Source organism: Thermococcus sp. SY098 (assembly GCF_035621495.1).
Taxonomy (GTDB): Archaea; Methanobacteriota_B; Thermococci; order Thermococcales; family Thermococcaceae; genus Thermococcus_B.
The window spans coordinates 509,246-530,919 of the sequence record NZ_CP141821.1 but is presented as its reverse complement, the minus strand read 5'-3'; the positions used below and the strand labels follow the sequence as shown (position 1 = coordinate 530,919).

Annotated in this window: 19 protein-coding genes, 1 tRNA gene and 2 rRNA genes; 6 read left to right on the top strand and 16 right to left on the bottom strand. The window is 45.6% G+C overall.

The annotated features are described in order from the left end of the window. Positions 1-42 precede the first annotated feature (42 nt). Together VFC49_RS02885 and VFC49_RS02880 are read left to right on the top strand one after the other, a co-directional pair. The gene (locus tag VFC49_RS02885; RefSeq protein ID WP_324736097.1) at positions 43-978 is read left to right on the top strand and encodes a serine/threonine-protein kinase RIO2; all 936 of its coding nucleotides are present in this window, start codon (positions 43-45) and stop codon (positions 976-978) included. A gap of 28 nt (positions 979-1,006) precedes the next feature. Beyond that, positions 1,007-1,534, top strand: a complete 528-nt coding sequence (locus VFC49_RS02880) for a hypothetical protein (protein WP_324736096.1) — start codon at positions 1,007-1,009, stop codon at positions 1,532-1,534. Here VFC49_RS02880 and VFC49_RS02875 read toward each other — a convergent pair. From VFC49_RS02875 to lysS, 6 genes are all read right to left on the bottom strand, one after another. Beyond that, entirely contained in the window at positions 1,521-2,477 is a 957-nt protein-coding gene (locus VFC49_RS02875) for a radical SAM protein (RefSeq protein WP_324736095.1), read from the bottom strand. The two genes, VFC49_RS02880 and VFC49_RS02875, sit on opposite strands and share 14 nt — an antisense overlap. Next, entirely contained in the window at positions 2,477-3,682 is a 1,206-nt protein-coding gene (locus tag VFC49_RS02870; RefSeq protein WP_324736094.1) for an MFS transporter, read from the bottom strand. The genes VFC49_RS02875 and VFC49_RS02870 overlap by 1 nt, the downstream gene beginning before the upstream one ends. 2 nt (positions 3,683-3,684) lie before the next feature. Then, positions 3,685-4,605 (bottom strand): isoaspartyl peptidase/L-asparaginase family protein, encoded by a 921-nt coding sequence (locus VFC49_RS02865; RefSeq protein ID WP_324736093.1) that lies wholly within the window; start codon positions 4,603-4,605, stop codon positions 3,685-3,687. A 62-nt stretch (positions 4,606-4,667) separates the two neighbouring features. Next, positions 4,668-5,582, bottom strand: a complete 915-nt coding sequence (locus tag VFC49_RS02860; protein WP_324736092.1) for a phosphate uptake regulator PhoU — start codon at positions 5,580-5,582, stop codon at positions 4,668-4,670. 146 nt (positions 5,583-5,728) lie between these two features. After that, complete coding sequence (locus VFC49_RS02855) at positions 5,729-6,310, bottom strand: indolepyruvate oxidoreductase subunit beta (RefSeq protein WP_324736604.1); 582 nt, start codon at positions 6,308-6,310, stop codon at positions 5,729-5,731. A gap of 124 nt (positions 6,311-6,434) precedes the next feature. Continuing rightward, complete coding sequence (gene lysS / locus VFC49_RS02850; RefSeq protein WP_324736603.1) at positions 6,435-8,015, bottom strand: lysine--tRNA ligase; 1,581 nt, start codon at positions 8,013-8,015, stop codon at positions 6,435-6,437. Positions 8,016-8,136: 121 nt separating this feature from the next. Between lysS and VFC49_RS02845 the strand changes: the two genes are divergently transcribed. Both VFC49_RS02845 and VFC49_RS02840 read left to right on the top strand, forming a co-directional pair. Continuing rightward, positions 8,137-9,036, top strand: coding sequence for a PhoI (locus VFC49_RS02845; protein WP_324736602.1), 900 nt, complete (start codon positions 8,137-8,139; stop codon positions 9,034-9,036). Between the two features lie 68 nt (positions 9,037-9,104). Further along, a complete protein-coding gene (locus tag VFC49_RS02840) occupies positions 9,105-9,704 on the top strand; it encodes a hypothetical protein (RefSeq protein ID WP_324736091.1) in 600 nt (199 codons plus the stop codon). Here the strand turns inward: VFC49_RS02840 and VFC49_RS02835 are convergent, their stop codons facing one another. From VFC49_RS02835 to VFC49_RS02800, 8 genes are all read right to left on the bottom strand, one after another. Beyond that, the gene (locus tag VFC49_RS02835) at positions 9,705-10,271 is read right to left on the bottom strand and encodes a DUF366 family protein (protein ID WP_324736601.1); all 567 of its coding nucleotides are present in this window, start codon (positions 10,269-10,271) and stop codon (positions 9,705-9,707) included. After that, on the bottom strand, positions 10,271-10,744 hold the full coding sequence (locus VFC49_RS02830) for a magnesium-dependent phosphatase-1 (RefSeq protein ID WP_324736090.1): 474 nt from the start codon (positions 10,742-10,744) through the stop codon (positions 10,271-10,273). Before VFC49_RS02830 ends, VFC49_RS02835 begins: the two co-directional genes overlap by 1 nt. Before the next feature lie 158 nt (positions 10,745-10,902). Further along, positions 10,903-13,932 (bottom strand): 23S ribosomal RNA (locus VFC49_RS02825). 120 nt (positions 13,933-14,052) lie between these two features. Continuing rightward, positions 14,053-14,129: transfer RNA gene (locus tag VFC49_RS02820), tRNA-Ala, on the bottom strand. Between the two features lie 52 nt (positions 14,130-14,181). Continuing rightward, positions 14,182-15,681, bottom strand: a 16S ribosomal RNA gene (locus VFC49_RS02815). Together the 16S and 23S rRNA genes with 1 tRNA gene alongside form the textbook arrangement of a ribosomal RNA operon. A 364-nt stretch (positions 15,682-16,045) precedes the next feature. After that, positions 16,046-16,900, bottom strand: coding sequence for a ribose-phosphate diphosphokinase (locus VFC49_RS02810; protein WP_324736089.1), 855 nt, complete (start codon positions 16,898-16,900; stop codon positions 16,046-16,048). A 12-nt stretch (positions 16,901-16,912) separates the two neighbouring features. Further along, on the bottom strand, positions 16,913-17,611 hold the full coding sequence (locus VFC49_RS02805; protein ID WP_324736088.1) for a DUF1614 domain-containing protein: 699 nt from the start codon (positions 17,609-17,611) through the stop codon (positions 16,913-16,915). Continuing rightward, on the bottom strand, positions 17,608-17,961 hold the full coding sequence (locus VFC49_RS02800) for an ASCH domain-containing protein (protein WP_324736600.1): 354 nt from the start codon (positions 17,959-17,961) through the stop codon (positions 17,608-17,610). The genes VFC49_RS02805 and VFC49_RS02800 overlap by 4 nt, the downstream gene beginning before the upstream one ends. Before the next feature lie 144 nt (positions 17,962-18,105). Between VFC49_RS02800 and VFC49_RS02795 the strand changes: the two genes are divergently transcribed. Both VFC49_RS02795 and radB read left to right on the top strand, forming a co-directional pair. Continuing rightward, a complete protein-coding gene (locus VFC49_RS02795; protein WP_324736599.1) occupies positions 18,106-18,741 on the top strand; it encodes an MBL fold metallo-hydrolase in 636 nt (211 codons plus the stop codon). An 11-nt stretch (positions 18,742-18,752) separates the two neighbouring features. Then, a complete protein-coding gene (radB, locus tag VFC49_RS02790) occupies positions 18,753-19,418 on the top strand; it encodes a DNA repair and recombination protein RadB (RefSeq protein WP_324736087.1) in 666 nt (221 codons plus the stop codon). A gap of 39 nt (positions 19,419-19,457) precedes the next feature. Here the strand turns inward: radB and VFC49_RS02785 are convergent, their stop codons facing one another. Continuing rightward, entirely contained in the window at positions 19,458-20,873 is a 1,416-nt protein-coding gene (locus VFC49_RS02785; RefSeq protein ID WP_324736598.1) for a ribonuclease E/G, read from the bottom strand. Further along, the gene (locus tag VFC49_RS02780; protein WP_324736086.1) at positions 20,839-21,597 is read right to left on the bottom strand and encodes a hypothetical protein; all 759 of its coding nucleotides are present in this window, start codon (positions 21,595-21,597) and stop codon (positions 20,839-20,841) included. Before VFC49_RS02780 ends, VFC49_RS02785 begins: the two co-directional genes overlap by 35 nt. Positions 21,598-21,674 lie beyond the last annotated feature (77 nt).

Below are 21,674 nucleotides of genomic sequence, written 5' to 3'. Positions count from 1 at the left end.
AAGGGTTTAAAAATGAACCTTCAAACTCTTACTGGGGTAAAAATGGTCAGCAAACTAATAGCACTTGAAGTTTATCACAATCTCAAAGACATAGATTTTCGGATATTGAGAGGGGTAGAGTTGAATATGCGCCATCACCAATGGGTACCTTTAGAGGATATTGCCAAGTTTGCGAGAACCGATGTTGAGACTGCTTCTTATCGCTTAGGGAAACTTGATAACTGGATGCTCGTAAGGAGGAGAAGTGATATTGGTTATATTGGCTATCAGCTCACTATTCATGGATATGATGTTTTAGCGATTAGAGCCTTTGCAAGGAAAGGTGTTATCGAGGCAATAAGTCAAACTCAGATTGGTGTTGGAAAAGAAGCTGATGTTTATGTTGGAATAACTCCACAAGGAGAAAAAGTCGCAGTCAAGTTCAACCGTATTGGGAGGACAAGTTTTACCAGAATTAAACTCTACAGAAGGGATTTTATTGACAAACATCATATAAGCTGGCTCTACATCTCACGTTTAGTTGCTGAGAGAGAGCATGAGGCTCTGCAGTTGCTTTCTCCCATAGCCAAAGTTCCGAAGCCGATAGCATGGAACAGACATGCCATAGTAATGGAGTTCATTGAGGGTGTTGAGCTGAGCGAACTTAGGGATGATGATTTGACAAGGGAGGAGGCTGAGGATATTCTCAATAAGGTTTTAGACGAATATCTTAAGATAGTGCGCTTTGGAATTGTTCATTCTGATATGAGCGAGTTCAACATAGTTCTAACAGAAGATGATGATATCTTGATTATTGACTGGCCTCAATACCTGCCAACTGCATATCCAGAGAGTTTGGAGTACCTAAGAAGGGATATATCAGTTTTACTGAATGCTTTTCACAGAAGATGGCGAGTTAAAAAGGACTTTAGTGAGGTTTGGAATGACTTCTATGAAGCTTGGTTAGAAAGTAGAGGAGAAAAAGATAATAAGGATTAAGTAGGTATCAATAATGTGGCGAAATAGAATGGAGAAGAAGCCGAGGTTTTTAAAAGAGTTTGAAATGTGGGAGAAGAGACGTAAGATAGCTGAGCTTTTTAGAGAGGCATTGGAAGCTGAGAATAAGGGAGAGTTTGAAACAGCGAAGAAAAAGCTTGATAAAGTATTAGAGCTTTCAAAAGACTATTTTCCTGAAATTTACTTTGAAGCATGCTTTAAGCTGGCTGAAGTCTTTTTTGAGGAGGACAACTACAGGGGAAGTATAAAGTGTGCATTAAGAGCCCTCTATAATGCCCCAAACAGAGATTTATACTTAGTTGGTATTGAGAGAATCCGGGATATGCTCTTTATCTTGAAAGAACGGGGAAATTTGGAAGTGTTTAAAGAGAACATGGAATCAATGTGCGGATATCTTGAGAGTAATGAGGAGTTATATGCATTTGTGAGAGGATTAATAGCAATAGCAGAGGGGGAAAAGGACATAACAAAATATTTAGAATCAATCAGCACTCCAGAGCTAAAAAAAGCTCTTGGAATGTTGATCAAATCTCACTAAAGATTTTCTTTATGAGCTTTATTAAGTATTCCTCTTTTGGTTTAACAGGGAAGTTATATGGCTCATTGCTCGGCCTTTCATTGTAATATGGCCTGTTGCATCCCGGACATCCATGGGTCATTACTGCAATTTCTTGGAGAACTCTCATGAGATCTTCCTTGCTTATTCCAAAGCTAAGTACATTTCCTTTGTCATCAAATTTAAACTCTTCAACACGTTTTATTCCATTTTTAATGAGATAATGTCCAATCTGGATTTTCCTGTATCTATTTAAACCGGGAGGTTTAAGATTTTCGAGCTTTGTTCCCTTGATTGGTGTAAAGGCAAAAAGTGACACCTCCGCACCAATATCATAAGCTTTTTGAATAGTTTCAAGTGCCTCTTTATCTGTTTCACCAAGTCCAATTATCAAATGGACAAATGCTTTCTTTTCACCGAAGAGTTCAATGATATCCTTTGTGAATCTCCACATTTCATCCCAAGAATATAAAGATTCCTTGATCTTGTTGTAGAGCCTCTCACTTGCAACATCTAATCCAACACCGATATAATCAACGCCGAGCTCTCTAAACTTCTGGAGATACCTTCTATCAACTGGGGTTATGGAGACTGATATTGGCAAGTTTAGACTGTAAAAAGCTCCAAGGAGTGTCAATACATCCTCCTCCAGACCTTCATAATCAACAGTTTGTAGGCATATCCTTGCAAACTTTCCGTTCTCTAACTTTTCAAGAACAGTCTTGAGGTCAAAGACAGGCCATGTTACCCGTGAGAGCTTTTTTAAATCTGCCCTGCTCTCTCTTGCCTGTGGACAGAAAGCACAATTGTTTATGCACCTTCCATTATGATAGATCATCAGGTAGGCTGTAGTTGGCCTTGCAAGCATCTTTGCCTTTATTAGTCCCATTGCGATGGCCGTTCCATATGAAACTCTAATGAGCATTAGCTCACACCCTTTTTGCTTTGGCTATCTCTCTTTAAAAACCTTGGGAGTTGGAGAATGATTAATGATAAAATTGTAACCAGCGGGAACATTGGAAAAACTGCTTCATAGCTATTTTTAAGTTGAGCAATGTACCCAAATACCAGGGGTCCTGCTAAGTAGCCGAGATCAAAGAACATTGTGTAGATACTCGAACCAAAAGTCCTGATTTTTTGCGGGAGTTTGGCCAATGCCATCATCTGGAGGGAAGGAACAGCAAAGCCAAAGCCCATTCCAAGAGGAATTGCACTTAGATATGCCAGGGGTGGAGTTGGATGTAAAGACAGCATGATATATGCGAGTAAGAGTAGCAGAAATCCAAAAGTTGCAACAGGAATTGGGCCCCTCCTATCGGCTTCTCTTCCCCCAAAGACTCTTGTGAGTAAGCTGAATCCACCCATTATGCTGGCATATATCCCAAAGGCGCTTGTGCCTAATCCCAAGACTTTGTACAATGCAGGTAAGAAAGTGAATGTCCCGCTATATGCCAGAGACATGAAAAGCAATGAAAAACAAGCCGCGATGAAGAATGCATTCAGTAGCTGACGGTATGATACATGTTCATGTTTTTCCTCTCTCTTTGTCTTAATTTTGTTTTTGTCCTTGTTGTATGCGATCGATACAAAAAACAGTGCAATTAACGAGAAAACAACTGTAAAAGCAAAAGCTGATTGAAAACCTAAATATTCAGCAACAAAGCCTCCAATCGCTGGTCCAATTAAGTTGCTGAAGGAAAACATCATCCCACGCCAGCCCAAGGTCTCACCCACTCTGCCCCTTGGAGCGAGTTCAATTGCCGTTGCAAGCGAGGAGGGGAAAAACAGTGCCATAGCAAAGCCGTGAATGCCCCTACCAACTGCAAACAGTGCCAAATTTCCAAATGAGATAGACATCATGTAAAAAACTCCGGCAAGTGCACCTAAACCACTTCCAAGCATCATAACTTGAAACTTCCAGCCCCTGTCCCCAAGAAATCCTCCCAGGGGTTTTAAGAAAAATGAGACAATTGAAGAAACTGAAGCAATTGAACCTACTATGAGGGGAGTCGCTCCTAACAGAATTGCTAATGGGGATATTAGGGGTGAAACTAACGCAATACCAAGGAAGAAGAAAAATGTCGAAATGTGAAGTATCCAGATATCTCCCGGAAAATCTTCTGTTCTCATGGTTATATCCCTGCGAAGGGTTCAATCATACCGTCTTTCAGATATGCAACACTCATGTGCTTTGTGTTTTTCGCAAACCCAACGTTTCCCTCTCGGTCAATCATGATAATTCCCATGGTATCTTTTCCGAAGTATTTGGTTGCCATCTCGATTGCAGCTTCACTTGCTTTCTGTGCACTCAATCCAAGTCTGACAAAATCAACTGCGGTCTTTGCTAAGGAGAGCTTTATTGCAACTTCTCCAAGCCCAGTGCAAGATGCTCCGGCAAGTTCATTTGCATAGGTGCCAGCGCCTATTATTGGAGTATCACCAACCCTGCCAAACATCTTCAAGAAAACTCCTCCAGTTGAAGTGCCAGCCACAACCTCTTCTCCATCAAATGCAACAGCACCTACTGTGCTCCTTAGAACTTCGGGGTGTTCTTTGATCAGCTCGCTGATCTTTTTCCAGTATGGAATCGTGCCCTCTTTTAGCAGTTTTTCTCTGAGCTTTTTCCATTGTTCCCTTCTCTCTTCGGTTATTGGATCATACTCATCAAAACCCATTATACGGGCAAATTTAAGTGCTCCCTCTCCCACTAAAAGAACATGATCAGTTTTCTCCATGACTTTCCTTGCGACGCTTATTGGATTTTTAACGCCCCATATGCTGGCAACGGCTCCTGCTTCAAGAGTTTTGCCCCTCATAATGGCAGCGTCCATTTCAATTCTACCATCTAAAGTTAGCACACTCCCTGTCCCAGCGTTAAAAACAGGATTGTCTTCCAAAGCTTTAACCGCCTCTTCTACAGCGTCCAATGCGGAGCCTCTCTTAAGTTCTTTCCATCCTGCTAAAACAGCCTCCCTTACGCCTTTAATGGCTTTTGGTATTTTTTCCTCATTCTTGATAGTCCCAGCTCCTCCATGAACGATAATCGCGACCATTGAGACCACCTTTATTTAATGAATTTGAGAATGTTAAAAAAGTTGTGGAAGCGAGAAGACGATTAGCTTAGTGCCATGTTAATTATCGTTTCACCTATGTTTTCCAAATATTCGAGAATTCTGCGATAGCTGTCCATCGCGATGGACTTTTTGTAGTCTATCTGTCTGATTTTTTCTTTCAAAGCAAGCATAAGGGTATCTATTTTCTTTAAATCTCTCTTGGTTATTTGGCTGAGCATTTCTGTGTACATCTTCCTTATATATTCAACCTCAATGTCATCGTCAAAGTTTTCGGCAACCCTGATGATGTGATCCCCAATTCTTTCAATGTTGCGAACTATGAACAAGATTCCAATTAGATCAAAGCTTCTCCTGACGATTCCACTTTCTTCGATTAAACTCCTCTTAGAAAGTATTTTGTTGACAGCCCTAATTGTAAGGAAATAAAATCTATCAAGCTCGTTTTCGAGGTCGTTGATGTCTCTAATTAGTTCCTTCGTCTGAGATTTTTTCATGAAGTATAGATCCTCAAGCATGGAAACTATTATTGAGTTTATTCTTTCTAAAATCTCCCTAAGGTTTATTTCCTCATCAGCAAGCAGGCTTTTACCGACTATCCTTGTGGGTTCATCAAGTATTATCTCCACTCCCGGCAGGCTTTGAATCACTTTTCTAATTTTGACTTTGTAATGGGGCAACTCCTTTGTGAATTTAATCTCAAGAACATCATAGCCCTGGATGTACGCCGAGATAATAAGCCTGATGGCCATGTCTGGTGAATATTCCTCTGAAATCATTAACTCTTTCTTTTCGCTAATTTCTTTAGGTTCTTTTGGAAGGATCGTTATTGAGCCATCCGGATTAATGACCAGCGGCACAACATCCCCTTGTTTTAAATTATTTTCCTTAATCCATTTTTTTGGAAGGGAGATTATATAGGAGCTCCTACCAGTAAACTGAATTTTTCTGAATTCCATCTTTTACCACCTCAAGAATGCCAAAGGTCATTCCCTCTTATCTATTCCGGTATATATCATCATAGTTCTCACCAGTGTTGAAATTACTGACAGTCAATGCCTATATAGATTGTGCAGAATATATAAAGATTGTGAGAAGAGCAAAGTTAACGAACTAATTTTATACCCTCTTCAAGAGCCCTAAAGTTAATTTCCCAGAGTTTTTCTTTAAGAGTCTCTTTTATTCCTTCTCTTAAACTGTCTTTTTTAAGGGGAATGAGACCCCTTCCATAGGCATATCCAAGCATTACAACACCCAAAGTTCTTGGATTTATTTTATCTGCCACCTCTTGGAAGTTGAGCATATCAGTGGGACAAATCTTTAGGAGCGCTTCTTTTATTTCATCTAAATTGGGATACCTTTCCTTTCCTACCAGCGTTGTTGCTGTGTGTATTGGATAGGCATTTACAATTGCATGGCTCTTTTTGCTTAAAAAGCGTGCGTTTCTTAGGGCTTCTGCTGGTTCTAAAGCGAACATTAAATCAGCCTCACCTTCTTCAATGAGTGGAGAATAAACCTCTTCACCAAAGCGCAGATATGAGAGAACACTACCATATCGCTGACTCATACCAAGTGTTTCTCCTATTCTGACCCTGTAACCCTCATGCATTGCAGCATTTCCAATTATTCTTGAAAGAGTTAATCCTCCTTGACCCCCAACTCCAGCGATGATGAGATTAAACTCCACCATTATCACCATAGAACTTTGGAGAATGAAATGTTAAAAAGATAATGCAGAGCTAAATGTAAGATTTTCTGAAAATTTTGAGATTTTGGTTATCTTTGGACAAAATATAATCGAAAATAGGGAATTAAGCTTCAAGCCTAAGCCTTCTGATTACGAATTTTTTGTCAAGAGAAGCCAAGAAGCTTGCTAATCTTGGTCCTCTGTCTTTGCCGATGAACAGCTGATAGAGAATCTTGAACCACTGTTTGCTTGGAATGTTGCGCTTCTTTGCAGCATCAAAAATTATATTGTTAAGCTCATTAACGCTGAATTCCTCTCTACTTTCCAACCAGTTGGCAACTTCTCTGAGGGCTTCTTTAATTTCTTCGCTTATCTCAATTCTTGGAAGCTCTTGGAGGATTGAGAATTTCACTGTGTCTGGAGCGTATTTGATTACCCAGTTCTTTGCGAGCATAATCCTGAGTTTTATTCTTTCGGTATCTTCTTCGGTAAGATTCTGGGGGATATGACCTTGCTTTTTGAGGATTTCAATAATTTTATCTTCATCCAAGTGTGGCATCTGCACAAGGACAACGAGAAATCTAAATGGTGCCTGGGCAACTAACCGCCTGGGAATTTTTGGCATTGAGAGCTCATATGTTCTTTTGAGCTCAATTTCTTCCTCCTTATTTTTTGCCTTTTCAAGGCCAAAGTATATGCGCTCGACTTTATCGAATTCATCGTAGAGGTTCAGCAAACCCAAACCGAGGTCAATCTTAATTTCCTTATTTGGCCTGTGTCTGGCATAGAGGAACCTTATTACTCCAGGCTCAAGAACTTCATAGAGGTCGCTGAGTAGGATAACGTTGCCTTTTGAGCCGCTCATCTTACCTTTTTGTCCTTTTATTCCAACAAACTCGTACATGAGTGTTAGTGGAGGCTCTTTGCCATAAACTGCTTTGATAATTTCTCTCCCAGTATCAAAGCTCGAACCAGCTGCCAGGTGATCTTTCCCTGCAGGTTCAAAATCAACTCCAAAGTGCGCCCATCTCATGGGCCAATCCACACGCCATCTCAGCTTTACATTTCCTTCCCTTATGTCTGTCTTTCCTTCGCTTCCACAATGTGGGCACTTGTATTCTATCTTCCATCCACCGTCCCACTGAATAAAATTCGCCTCTTTTCTGCACTTTGGACAGTAAATTTGAACTGGCTGCCAACTCTCTTCTAAATGAGGCTGTTTTGCCATGTCGCGGAATTTGTTAAGGATTGCAACTATCTTGTCTCTATTCTCAAGAGCCTTTTTTATATCGTTGGCATATTCCCCACTCTTGTAAAGCTTGCTCGCTCTCAGGAAATCGACTTCTATGCCGAGTTTTTCAACTTCACTTTCAAAGAGCTCCATGAAATGTTCTGCATAGCTGTTATGGCAACCCCAAGGATCGGGCACTTCACTGACCGGCATTGTCAAGTATTCTTTCCATTCGCTTGGAACATTTTTTGGAACTTTTCTGAACCTATCGTAATCATCCCACATATGAATGTGCCTAACTTTTTTCCCTTTGTCTTTTAACGCATGACCGACAATGTAAGCGGTGAAAAGCTCCCTAAAATTGCCAATATGGACGTATCCGCTCGGAGTTATGCCGCTTTCAACGACGTATTCCTCTTTGTCACCTCTCTCTCGTATTATCTTTTCAGCCATGTAATCTGCCCAATGAACCATTCTCACCACCTGCTGGTAAATATGAGAGACACTTTTTAAGCTTTGGCTCTTTCTTCGAAAACTTTATAAAGTTGTTGATGTATAACTAATAAGAAAAGTAAAAGCAAAAACAAAGGTGTTGATGAAAATGGGTTGGCACGAATTAGGAAGTTATGAGCTTGAAAGTTTTCAAGTGTTCTTTCCAGCATCTTTGGAAATCCAAGAAGAGCTTCTAAAAGCAGGATTTAAAGTACCTTATGACAAAGAAAAAGGCTTTGCAACTCCAATACCAGTTGTGGCAGCCTTTAAAACTGGTAGAAAACTCAGAAAAGATAAGCTGCTAAAGGGTAGGAAAATTAAAGAGAACGGTAACTTTGCTGAAATTAGCCCAGAAAGAGCACTATTGAAACTGCTAATAAATGAGAAAGGGTTCTTGAAATTGGAGTTTGAAGTTAAAAACTATCATCTTGAGGATTTAGGCTTTGTGAGGGTGCCTCCGAGAATCTGGAGTACTTGGGCCAGCTTTTCGTTACCTATCGATGCTTTTGGAAATATAACTGAAAAACTTGGAGGATTTGCTAATGAACGACCGAAAGGCATGTATTTTGCATCAAAAAGCAATGGAAAAGAGATTGAGGTTTATTCCTATAAGGGGCGGAAGGCCAAAAATCTTGGCATCCCTGTTTTTGGCTACAATATGAGCTTGGAGTCATTTGAACTGGTTAAGGAGTACCTAAATGAAAAGGCAGAGAAAAATAGAGTAAATGAAGAAGTTTTACAATATCTCAAGCTGGGTTTGAAAAAGAGAACGGAAACAAAAGCTGGCTTAAAAGTTGGCATAGTGTGGAGGGAAGGAAAGGCAGAGAGAGTAACACTTAAGCTTTCAACAACATATCCAAAAATTAAGATTATCGGGCTTTATGGGAAGCTGGAAGGAAAGTCAAGAGGAGAGCTCAGTAATGAAAAAGATCATTTCATTATAGTCCATTCCAATGACTTCTATTGGGCTCTTCTGAATGCTAAAAATGCTTTCGGCTTTTAGCTACTCAATATTAGGCGTCAGACGAAAAATATATTAGTTCCATTTTCAATTTTTCATTTGGTGGAATCATGCTCTATGCGGGGATTGCGGCGGCAACTATCCTCTTTGCAATATGGATAACGAGGTATCTTGGAGAGGAATATGCATGGGTGAACAGGAAGATAATTCATTTCAGCATTGTTCCAGCTGTATTGTTTTATAATGCTGGGCTAATTGCTCGAGAAATTTTCGCAGCTGCAGCATTTTTGTTTGGGGCTTTTCAGCTGTTCACACATATAAAAAAGGATGAGCTGTCGTGGTATCAAATAAAAAATAATTATGGTGAAGTTTTCTTTGCATTTTCAGCCGCAGCTGTTGCTTGGTTCATTGAGAAGGAATACGCCGTCGTAATTCTTCTTGTGATGGCAATAAGTGATGGTGTCACTGGAATACTGAGATTTTTCTACTTTAAGGCAAAGGGATTCAATGTTAGGCTCAGAAAGCATTGGATTGGTAGCTTGGGATACTTAATTTCCGCGGTCATAATAGTAGCGATTATTTTCCCACAGTCTTCGATTGTATCAAAGGTTATCTGGGCGGGGATACTTACATTGGCGGAGTATCAAAGGTTTCTTGACGATAACTTAGCAGTCCCTCTTGTTGGGGTTTTAATAAAGGGGATCTTGTAATTACTCGGTCCATCTAACTTTTAAGCTGTCCTTTTTCACCTTATTGAACTCTTCTTGTAAAGCTTTCCCGCTCTCTTCCATAAAAGTTTCAACATCCCTAATTCCAATCTCCTTTAAGCCAATAGCATTGACATCTTTGGGTATTCCTTTAGCTTCAACGTTTATACCTATGTGGATTTTAATGCTAACTGGAGAAACGGTTGCTATTGAGATGCTGAGCTTTCTGTCTTCAACATATATGTCATCCCCCTTTCGTCTGGCTTTCACATCATATTCAGATAGGAGCTCACAAATCTTTGCTATGAACAGCTTTTGCAATGCTGATGCAAGTAGAACGTTGGGAAAGTCAAAAACCTCGATTATGTAATGAACCATATCGTTGCTTTTGATTTCTTTTTGAGCTCTCACATCTTCAATGTCAATCATCTCTTCGACTTTCACATCACACCTACCTCTAAAAACAACTATGGAGTTTCCAAGAATACCAAAATTTCTATAAGCCCAGTGGCTTCTTATTGCCGAGCCATCGTAATCAATTCTTTTGTCTTTAATAACTAAGAGTTTCATCATAAACCCTCCAAGACTTTTTCCAGCTCTTCAAAACTTTTTACATCAATCCACATTTGAATGAATTTAACATTTGGGATTTCCCTTTTTATGTCTTTAAGGTGGATTGTCCTGTCGTCAATGTAAACTATTTCATCAACTTCATACCCTATGCTCTTGAGCTGTTCTACTGTTCTTAAAATCATACTTGCTTTATCTGGATGATTCTCAATTTTAGGAAAGATGAAGTAGTCCCAGAGCTCAAGAGCTTCAAGAATTGGTCTGACGAGTTCTTCCATATTCCAACTTGCTATACTCAGGATAAACCTGTCTTTTGCCCAGTTTAGGAATTCTCTAACGCCTGGAAACAGTGAAAGCTTATTGCCATAAGCATCAATCACAGTATCATCATGAACCTCAAAAGGTGGTACAAGCTGAGAAGCATCTTCGTGATCCCATAAAGTGCCATCCAAATCTAAAATCAGTAGCCTCATTTAACCACCCTAACATATTTATGGGCTTTGGGTTATAAGACATTCTCCAAACGCTTAGGTTTTATTCTAATAACATTAGAAAATTCCCCAGAAAAGGTCAAACTTTTGAGGGCCGTGCATAGGCGGATTGGCCTATCAAATGCCCAGCCCCTCTTTCAGGGGCAAGAAACTCGGGCTGTTGGGAGCGGCAGACTAAACGGGTCGGTTTCCCTTCCCGCTTACATCCCCGCCCCATCAAACCCGTCTTCTGCGGGCGCCCTCGTCCCTGGCATGGGCCGGTCACCCAGGCCCTGTGCCAGGGAGTGGCCGCCTATTTTCGGGGACCGCTTCGGCCTTAGATGCCTTCAGGCCTTATCGGACGCGGCGTAGCTGCCCGGCTATGCCCTGTAGGACAACCGGTAGACCAGAGGCCGCGGCACCCTGTTCCTCTCGTACTGGGGGCACCTTCCCCTCAGGCGGCCAACACCCCCGGTAGATAGCATCCGACCTGTCTCACGACGGTCTAAACCCAGCTCACGTTCCCCTTTAATGGGTGAACACCCCCACCCTTGGCCCCTGCTGCAGGGCCAGGATGGGAAGAGCCGACAGCGAGGTAGCAAGCCTCGGGGTCGATATGGGCTCTCGCCCGAGACGACTCTGTTATCCCCAGGGTAGCTTTTCTGTCATCCCAGGCCCCCACCGGGGAGGCACTGGGGTTCGCTAGGCCACCCTTTCGGGGCTGGACCCGCCTCTGTTACGGGTCCAGTCAGGCCGGCTTTTGCCCTTGCACTCTACGGCGGATTCCTGACCCGCCTGAGCCGACCTTAGGGCGCCCCTGATACCTTTTCAGGGGCGTGCCGCCCCAGCCAAACTGCCCACCTACCGCTGTCCCCCCGTTCGGGGGTTAGCCGTACGGCAGGAGGTGGGCGGTGTCTCATGGACGGCTCCACCCGGCCCGGAGACCGGGCTTCGACGCCTCCCGCCTACGCTGCGCACCCCCTGCCGTACGGCAACGGCAGGCTGCAGTAAAGCTCCATGGGGTCTTCGCTTCCCACCGGGGGTCCCTGGCATATGCGCCAGGCAGTGGTTTCGCCGGGCCCCAGCCGGGGACAGTGGGGACCTCGTTACGCCATTCATGCAGGTCGGCATTTAACCGACAAGGAATTTCGCTACCTTAAGAGGGTTATAGTTACCCCCGCCGTTTACCGGTGCTTCACCCGGTTGTACCCGGGCTTCACATACCGGCACTGGGCAGGCGTCGGCCCCAGTACAAACCCTTTCGGGCTAGCTGGGACCTGTGTTTTTATTAAACAGTCGGGCCCCCCTAGTCACTGCGACCTGCGGGTTACGCACCCGCAGGCACCCCTTCTCCCGAAGTTACGGGGCCAATTTGCCGAGTTCCCTCGGCTGGGTTTCCCCCGACACGCCTTAGGCTTCTCACCCAGGGGCACCAGTGTCGGTTCTCGGTACGGTCGCGGAGGATCGTTCCCGGAGGGCTTTTCACGGGCCCCAGGGATCGGCGGAACCCCCCTTACGGGAGGCCATTCGCGCTTTCACCCGGTTCTCACCATTACGGTACTCCCCGGGCTTATACGCTTAGCCGGCCTTATCGACCGGTCCGCCTACCCCGAGGCGTCACCCTCCGGGCTTGCGTTGCCGCACCTACCTCCGCGGTACGGGAATATAAACCCGTTTCCCTTTCCTCGGCACCGAGTTACGGGCCGAGTTAGGACCGACTAACCCACGGCTGACGAACATTGCCGTGGAACCCTGGCCCCTTCGGCGGCCGGGATTCTCACCCGGCTATGCTGCTACTCCCGGCAGGATCCGCAATCCCGACGGGTCCACCGGACCTTACGGCCCGGCTTCTACCCCACCGGGACGCCCGCCTACCCGATCACGGACCAATCGGTCCGTGCGCCGGGGTCTCGGCGGCCGGCTTAAGCCCCGTCCATTTTCGGGGCCCCTGACCTCGACGGGTGAGCTGTTACGCACTCTTTAAAGGATGGCTGCTTCTAAGCCTACCTCCCCGCTGTCTAAGGCCAGGGACACCCTTTGGAGTAACACTTAGCCGGCACTTTGGGGCCTTAACCCCGGTCTGGGTTGTTCCCCTCTCGGCCGACGACTTACGCCGTCGCCCTACTCCCCCCATCTACGGCGGCGGTGGGTTCGGAGTTTGACAGGAGGCCGGGGGATTTCTCCCCCTAAACCTCCAATCAGTGCTCTACCCCACCGCCTACCTCCGGGGAGGCTATCCTGCGGGATAATTCGGCGGGAACCAGCTATCTCCGGCCTCGATTGGCCTTTCACCCCTAGCCCGGGGTCACGGGAGCGAATTGCACGTCAGCACCCCTAGCGGGCCTCCATCCCTCTGTTGAGGGACTTCGCCCTGCCCCGGGCTAGATCGACCGGTTTCGGGTCTCACGGCCGTGACTCCGGGCGCTTTCACACCCCGTCCCTCGCCCTTACGGGCTGCGGACCTGTCGGTTTCCCTACGGCTTCGGGGTTTTACCCCCTTAACCTCGCCACGGCCGTGAACTCCCTGCCCCGTGTTTCAAGACGGACGGTGCAACCCCGGTCCCCTTCCCTCGTACTCCCCCGTCGCCGGGGTTTCCTTCGGGAAGGCTCACTCCTTTCGGGCCGCACCCACCTATCGCCGCCTGGTTTCAGGCTCTTTTCACCCCCCTCCCGGGGTGCTTTTCAGCTTTCCCTCACGGTACTAGTTCGCTATCGGTCTCGGGACGTATTTAGGGTTGGGAGCCGATGCCTCCCAGCTTCCCGCCGGATATCCGACCGACGGTACTCAGGAACCCTGCAGGAGCCTGGGGGCTTACGCCTACGGGGCTATCACCCTCTCCGGCGCCGCGTTCCAGCGGACTTCGGCTTCACCCCCGAGGCTCCAACGCAGGGCCCTACAACACCACATCCCCTGGGTGTTTCCACCCAGGGTTCAGTTTGCCCTGTGCCGCTTTCGGTCGCCCCTACTCACGGCATCGCTTTTGCTTTCTTTTCCTGCGGGTACTAAGATGTTTCAATTCCCCGCGTTCCCCCTCCCTGACGGGAGTGCGGCAAAAGCCGCGGGAGGTCCCATTCGGGAATCCCCGGCTCGACGGCTGCCTGCGCCTCACCGGGGCTTATCGCAGCTTGCCACGCCCTTCGTCGGCGCCCCGAGCCGAGCCATCCACCAGGCGGCTTAGGTTTCTTGCCCCTTACTCAAGGGGCTGGGCATTTTTTGGGCCAATCCGCCTATGCACGGCCCTCATCGTGACCCCTGTTCGGGGTCTAGGGCCCTTCCACCCCGAGCGTTGCTCGGGATGTGCACCTCTTCGTGGTGGACCGGCCGGGATTTGAACCCGGGGCCTCCGGCTTGCAAAGCCGGCGCTCTCCCAGGCTGAGCTACCGGCCCACGCTAAGCAGGCCCAACACCCCTTAAACCCCCCGGATGGGTTTCCGGCGATAGGAGGTGATCGAGCCGTAGGTTCCCCTACGGCTACCTTGTTACGACTTCTCCCCCCTCACGGAGCCCGGACTCGACCCCGCCATCCGGTCAGAGCCGGCGACGGGGCCTCATCCGGACCCCGCTCGGGTGGAGTGACGGGCGGTGTGTGCAAGGAGCAGGGACGTATTCGCCGCGCGATGATGACACGCGGGTACTAGGGATTCCAGCTTCACGCGGGCGAGTTGCAGCCCGCGATCCGAACTGAGGGCGGGTTTAGGGGATTCCCTTCCCCTTTCGGGGTCGGATCCCATTGTCCCGCCCATTGTAGCGCGCGTGTAGCCCGGGGGTTTCGGGGCATACTGACCTACCGTCGCCCGCTCCTTCCTCCGGCTTATCGCCGGCGGTCCCCCCAGAGTGCCTCCCTCCCTACGGGAGGGACTGGCAACTGGGGGCGCGGGTCTCGCTCGTTACCACACTTAAGTGGACGCCTCACGGTACGAGCTGACGGCGGCCATGCACCTCCTCTCGGCGTGTCCGGCAAGACCTTCAGCCTGGCCTTCATCCTGCCGTCGCCCCCGGTGAGGTTCCCGGCGTTGAATCCAATTAAACCGCACGCTCCACCCCTTGTAGTGCTCCCCCGCCAATTCCTTTAAGTTTCAGCCTTGCGGCCGTACTCCCCAGGCGGCGGGCTTAACGGCTTCCCTACGGCACCGGGCGAGCTCGGAGCTCGCCCGACACCTAGCCCGCATCCTTTACAGCCAGGACTACCCGGGTATCTAATCCGGTTCGCTCCCCTGGCCTTCGTCCCTCACCGTCGGACCCGTTCCAGCGGGGCGCCTTCGCCACTGGCGGTCCCCCTGGGATTATAGGATTTCACCCCTACCCCAGGGGTACCCCCCGCCTCTCCCGGTCCCAAGGCCCGCAGTATCCCCAGCAAGCCCCACGGTTGAGCCGTGGGATTTCGCCAGGGACTTACGGGCCCGGCTACGGACGCTTTAGGCCCAATAATAGCGGCCACCACTCGGGCCGCCGGTATTACCGCGGCGGCTGCCACCGGCCTTGCCCAGCCCTTATTCCCGGAGCTTTTTACACTCCGGAAAAGCCGTGGCGTTGCCACGGCACTGGGGGTCCCCCCGTCGCGGTTTCCCGCATTGCGGAGGTTTCGCGCCTGCTGCGCCCCGTAGGGCCTGGACCCGTGTCTCAGTGTCCATCTCCGGGCTCCCACTCTCATGGCCCGTACCGATCTTCGGCTTGGTGGGCCGTTACCCCACCAACTACCTAATCGGCCGCCGGCCCATCCTCGGGCGGGCACGAGGCCCCTTTCGGTGTGGGGACCTTCCAGTACCCCACACCTATGGGGGATTAGCCCCAGTTTCCCGGGGTTATCCCCCTCCCGAGGGTAGGTTACCGACGTGTTACTGAGCCGTCCGCCGGTGGTGTCCCAGAAGGGACACCCCCATGACTCGCATGGCTTAGTCGGACCCCCATAGCAGTGGCCTCCGGCAGGATCAACCGGAATTGCTATAGGAGTACGGCCGGTGGGACTCCCCATAAAGGGGAGTACCAAAATCCCATCCGGGGTTTAGTCGGGGTGTTGGGCCTGCCTTACCCCCGAGGGGTCCCCTTTCGGGTTTTCCTCGGGAGTGCATTGGTTGTGCCCATGGCTGGAGGGCGGGGTTCATGTTGGGTGCTTTGCACCCAGTCCCCCCGACGCCGCCGTCTTGTGCCTGGGCTTGTGCCCCCTTATTCGGGGGCTCCACCCAATACTTAGCAACACCACCAATAAAAAATTTTTGCAAAATCCTTATATATCTGAAAAATTTCCAAATTAATGCTAAATAATGTCATGATATGCACAAAAATAAACATAAAAATGTTAAAATTTAAATCATCAAGATATCTTCAACAACGCTGATTTTTGAAACTGGGGTTGGAATGGTATTTGTTACTGCGAGTTCATCGACAGCTTTGCTGACTTTCTCTATAGCCCCCCCAGCAAAGACTCCATGGGTTGCTGCAACATATATTCTCTTTGCCCCCATTCTCCTCAGTATGTTTGCTGCTCTTATCATTGTGCCACCCGTACTTATGATGTCATCTACTATGAGTACATTTTTTCCAGTTACATCTATGTCAACTGGGGTCATTTGGACTTCAGTTGGAGAAATTCTCTTCTTTTCAAAATGGCTAAATTCGACATTCAAAATCTCAGCAACGGATTTTGCCCTCTCCAAAGCTCCTTTATCTGGTGCCAGGACTATTCCTTCTCCAAGCTTGTCTTTGAAGTAATCGGCTATTGCTCTTGCTGGACTAAGGTTAACTGCCTTTCCTGGGAAAAATTCGAGTGTTTTTGGATTGTGCAAGTCAAAAACATAGAGTTCATCATAATAAATGCCCATCGCCTTCATAACAGCTCTAACGCTTATTGGTTCTCCATCCTTTGTAACCCTGTCCTGTCGTGAATATGCAAGATAAGGAACAACTGCTATCAGCTTTTCAAATCCCCTTTCTTTGAGCGCATCCCCCAATAGCAGAAGCTCAATTATGTGTTCATCTTGAGGAAAGTGAGTTGACTGTACAACAATAGCTCTGTTTCCCTCCCCAAGCACCCTGACGTATTTCTCTCCGTCCGGAAATTTCTTGATCTCTACTTCGAGAAGTTCTTTCCCATAGTTTTGAATTTTTTTTCTGATTTCCTCTTTTAAATGCTGGGCACCGCTACCAAGAACAACTTTCATTGTTATCACCTCCTAAACCAGCAATACCGCAATTATACCGGCAAGGAAAATGCCATCAAATGTTCCAGCCCCTCCAATACTTACCATGGGAGCACCAAGTTCTTTGATTCTATTCCAGTTAAGTAGATCTGCCCCAATTAAAACTCCCATGGTGCCGCTTGCATATGCTATAGCTGGCTTGTTAGGGCCTCCAAGAAGGAAAGCCAAGGATGCAGCTATTAAAGGTGGGATAAATGTTGGAATTGCTATTCCAAGTCCTTTTACAGGCTTGGAGAAAAAATTGCTGAATATTGTAGCTATCAATATTGCTACAAGGATCCTAATAATTAACTCCATGTTCCCAGCAATGGCGAATCTAAGAAGTTCATAAGTAACTATGCTCAAAGGAACAAGGGCTCCTCCTACGTTTATTGCAATAACCATTTTTTGCTCTCCCCAATCAATGTAGGGAACTGGATATCTGATGCCAAAGAAGCTGACTTCTCTAATCTTTAAAATTGGTGCATATGTCTTGGTCTCGGCTATGGGGATATTTATAAAGCTGCCAATTAGTGATGCCCAGAATAAGGTATAGGCAACTGGGAGAGGAAGTCCAAGCTTTTGAAATGCGAGTGTTATAGTTCCTGCAAAAAGCAGAAACAATATGGGTATTAGCAGCAGGAGGAGTATAAGGAAGGGCAAGCTTACTGGAAGGAAGAAGAACTTTTTCATGTTTTAAACCCCCTGATGTTGACCCATATCTGGGCACCGTTTGCCATAATGACTTCCTTGGGCTCTTCAAATTTTTGGGGATTTGATAATACCCAGGCATAAAGCTTCTTTCCCTTTGCATATCTCTTTAAAAATTCATAGTCTGCCAAGTGCTTATCTTTGTGATATGCCAGTTCTTCTGGCGTAAATGGCCCAAGGACATCAACCAACTTAACTTTCCCTATTGCCTTCTTTTTGCTTATTATAAAAATCTCTCCTCTAATTTTTGTTCTGCTCTTTCTGATCTCCCAAACTTTTTTACCTTCAACGATCCACGAAGCAAATGGTTCTTTTACTATCAATCCCTTCATTTCCCTCATTACTTTTACTTCTGGACATCATTTATAAACTCAACTATTTACTATCGAGTGTTACTGGATTGTTTAATGAAATAAGCAGCAAATGGAAAGATTTAAGTTTAAGGATAACGAAGTCTTATTTTGGAGGCAGAGCCAATGAAAATTGTGTGGTATGGTCACGCATGCTTTCTCATTGAGACAAGTGGAGTGAGAATTCTGATAGACCCCTATCCGGATGTTGACGATGATAAAATTGGGGAAGTTGATTACATTCTCGTAACTCATGAGCACAGTGACCACTATGGAAAAACACCTCTTTTGGCAAGACTGAGAAAGGCAAAGGTTATTGGGCCAAAAACTGTCTATTTAATGGCAATCAGTGATGGAATAACCGATGTTCAAGCTATTGAGGAGGGAGAAGAACTTCAGCTTAAAAACGGGATCAGGATTAGGGGGACATATGCTGAACATCCCTCAAGTCAGTACCCCCTCGGGTATTTGATATTTGGAGATAAGAGGGTCTGGCATACTGGAGACACCTACTATACACCACTTTTTAATAAACTTAGAGGGATGGTAGATATACTCCTTGTCCCGATAAGCGGTCGCTCCACAGCCAGTGAGCGGGAAGCTGCTGATATAATTGAAGCCGTGAGACCAAGAATAGTCATACCGATGCACTATGGAGTTTATGGGTCGGGAAGTGTCGAAAAACTTCAGCAGGAACTTAGAAAGAGGAGAGTCTGGGTGTTGGTAAAACCTTTGAGTATCGGGGAAGCTTTTCATGTATGACCGGTGGTTCTATGGAGAAATTAACAACAGGCAGCAAGAGCTTGGATGAGCTTTTGGGAGGAGGTATTGAAAGAGGGGTGCTAACTCAGATATATGGTGCATTTGCCACTGGAAAAACCACGCTGGCAATGCAGATCGGCATGCTGAACAAGGGCAAAGTGGTATACATAGATACGGAAGGAGGTTTTTCACCAGAAAGGCTTAAGCTGATGGCAGAGAAAAGGGGCATTGATCCCGAAGAGACCCTTCAAAAGTTCATAATTTTTGAACCTCATAATTTTAGAGAGCAGAAGAGAGTCATATCAAAACTTAAGACTATTGTAAATAACCGCTTTGCCCTTATTGTTGTTGATTCTGTAACATCTCATTATAGGATAGAAAAAGATCGGCAAAGTTTAAATGTGGAGCTGGGAAAACAACTTCAAGTTCTCTTGTGGCTTGCAAGGAAGTACAATATTGCTACCATAGTTATTAATCAGGTCTATTTTGATTCAAATTCCGGCTCATTAAAGCCAATTGCAGAACATACTTTGGGCTACAAATGCAAGGACATACTTAGACTTGAAAAGCTCAGCAAGCCGGGCATAAGAATAGCTGTTTTAGAAAGACATCGTTTTAGACCTGAAGGTGGGATAGTTTACTTTAAAATCACGGATAAGGGCATTGAGGATGTTTGAGTTTTGAATGCAAATCCAACAAAATAGAAAAGTGAGAAATTAGATCTTCTCAAAGACCTCTTGAGTTATGCGTAGTGTTGCTTTATACAGCTTCTCACTTATTATGCCTTCTTCGTAATGCCTGCGTAGGTCATCCTTGTCAATTATCTCTTTCTTCCCGTCAGGCCACTTTACAATATCAACTTCGAGATCTATGTATCTTGCCCTGTCGGGATATATTTCAATTGGCGTATTTATGTTGTAATACTCGCCCTTTAGATTGCCGTCTTTGTCATAGTAGCTGTGTTTGTACCACCATTTACCTTCCTCTATTTCAGTTATTGCGTAGTCTCCATATTCAATTGGTAGCTCCAGTCCATCGTACACTTTTCCTGGTTTGAGACTTCTCTTTATCTTTATCTTCAGGGGATTTATTGACACTTCTAAGATCTCTCCTGGCCCTATTCTCACCTTCTGCCCATCTGGCTTTATGTGTTCTAAGGTAAATAGCCATCCTATTTTTGGTCCTTTATTATCGATCAATGCCTCCATGAAGCCCTCCCTGACCTTAATCCTTTGAGATGGCATTTTGGAGAGTATCCCTTCGGCGATTTCAACGGCAAAGCTAAACTCTGGATCATATGCCTTAAACTGGTGATGACCTTCTATTGTTGGCAGAACCTCATTTCTAATGTTGTCAAGTTTTTTCCTTGTGCCTCCTCCGAACTCCACTTCATATATGTCCCTTCCCTCAATTATTCTTGTAGGTGCAGAGTATTTATCAGCATCCTTTAACTTATCCGCAATTTTTGACAGATTTACGAGCTCGTCTCTTAGAGTATTCCAGTCTTTGTATGCGGCAGCGGTTCTCCAGAGTATTCCCCATTCACCTAGGTCAACACTCAACCCCAGAATTCTGAGTCTTTCTCTTTCTTCTGGATCTCTTATCTTTCTTGAGATTTTTACATGCCTCTGAGCACCAATTGGTTTGGGTATCAGCACAGCATAATCCCCGGGGATTGTCAGTAATGTACTGAGATGAGGAAGCAGATTGTGCTTTTTAACTTGGACTAAAACTTCATCGCCTTCTGCAGCATCAGGCATTTCTTCTATAAGCACAGTCCCAATGGCACTCCCTATGTCAACGTATAGATACTGCTCATCCCTTTTGACCACTATTCCCTTGTAGATGCCATAGAGTTGGTATGGCATTTTTCTAAAAAATACGTCTATAAATTCCTCCTCAAAAACATTTTTAACATCATCAACTTTGGTTCCAACTAAAATAACGCCCCTACCGTCTTTTCTGTCGTAAATATCAACATCAAATTCACTGTATGTCTTTTCAATTCTTAATCTTTCTGCAATCTTCTGACTGGGCTGGCTGATTTTAAACCCTTTATCTAACAGAAGCTTTGTCAATGCTGTGCTGTATATCCCTCTAATCCTCACCGAAACCCCTGAGTTTGTAGACACTTTCACCACCTCTTTTTCTTTTTTCCACAACTCCGATCAGCGTTAAACCGTCTAAAATTTGAGCGGCATGTTCTCTATCAATCCCAGTATTTTGCTCAACGTTTCTTGGTTCGACCCACAGTAATCCTTTGGAATGCCATTCTTTTAAGGATTCTTCAATTTTGTAAACCCAGGAAGGATGAGAGTAAAGATGAAAGACTAAATTTGTTAGGGTTGTTAATCTTTCTTCAAGTTCTTCAATTTTTTTGAGTCTCTCAATTATACTTGTTGGTGGCTTTTTTTCTTTTTCGCTTATAAGAATCAGTCCCTCAATTTCTGCACTGAGTCGTTGTAGTGATTGAGTCACCGAATAATCATAAATCCTGTGAAATTGGAATAATCTCTGAAGAGCGGCTTTTGTTTTGAGCTTTTCGCTAAAACTCTCTTTTGCATGCCCTACGAGACCCATTATTTCCTCAAGTCTAAATTTCATTTGATGCTCGTTTTTCTGCAGTTCTTTTCCGACTCTTTCAATTTCTCCTCCTATTGAGGCTGTTTTTCTATAAATCTGAGATGCAATCTCAAATTTTTCCTCACTCAGCTCATGAAGCTTGAGAATAATTTCCTCAACTCTTTCAGGATGGTTTTGACTTGCGTACTCATAAAGCTTCAGGAACAGTTTTTCAAAGTTCTTATGAATGTCTTCTGCCTTCAAAATTAGCTCTTTTAATTTTTCCACATCCACATCTGCCCCCCTAATAATCTATGCTCATATATCATACTTTTACTTTTCGTTGTTAAATAGAAGTGTTTTCCCATAAT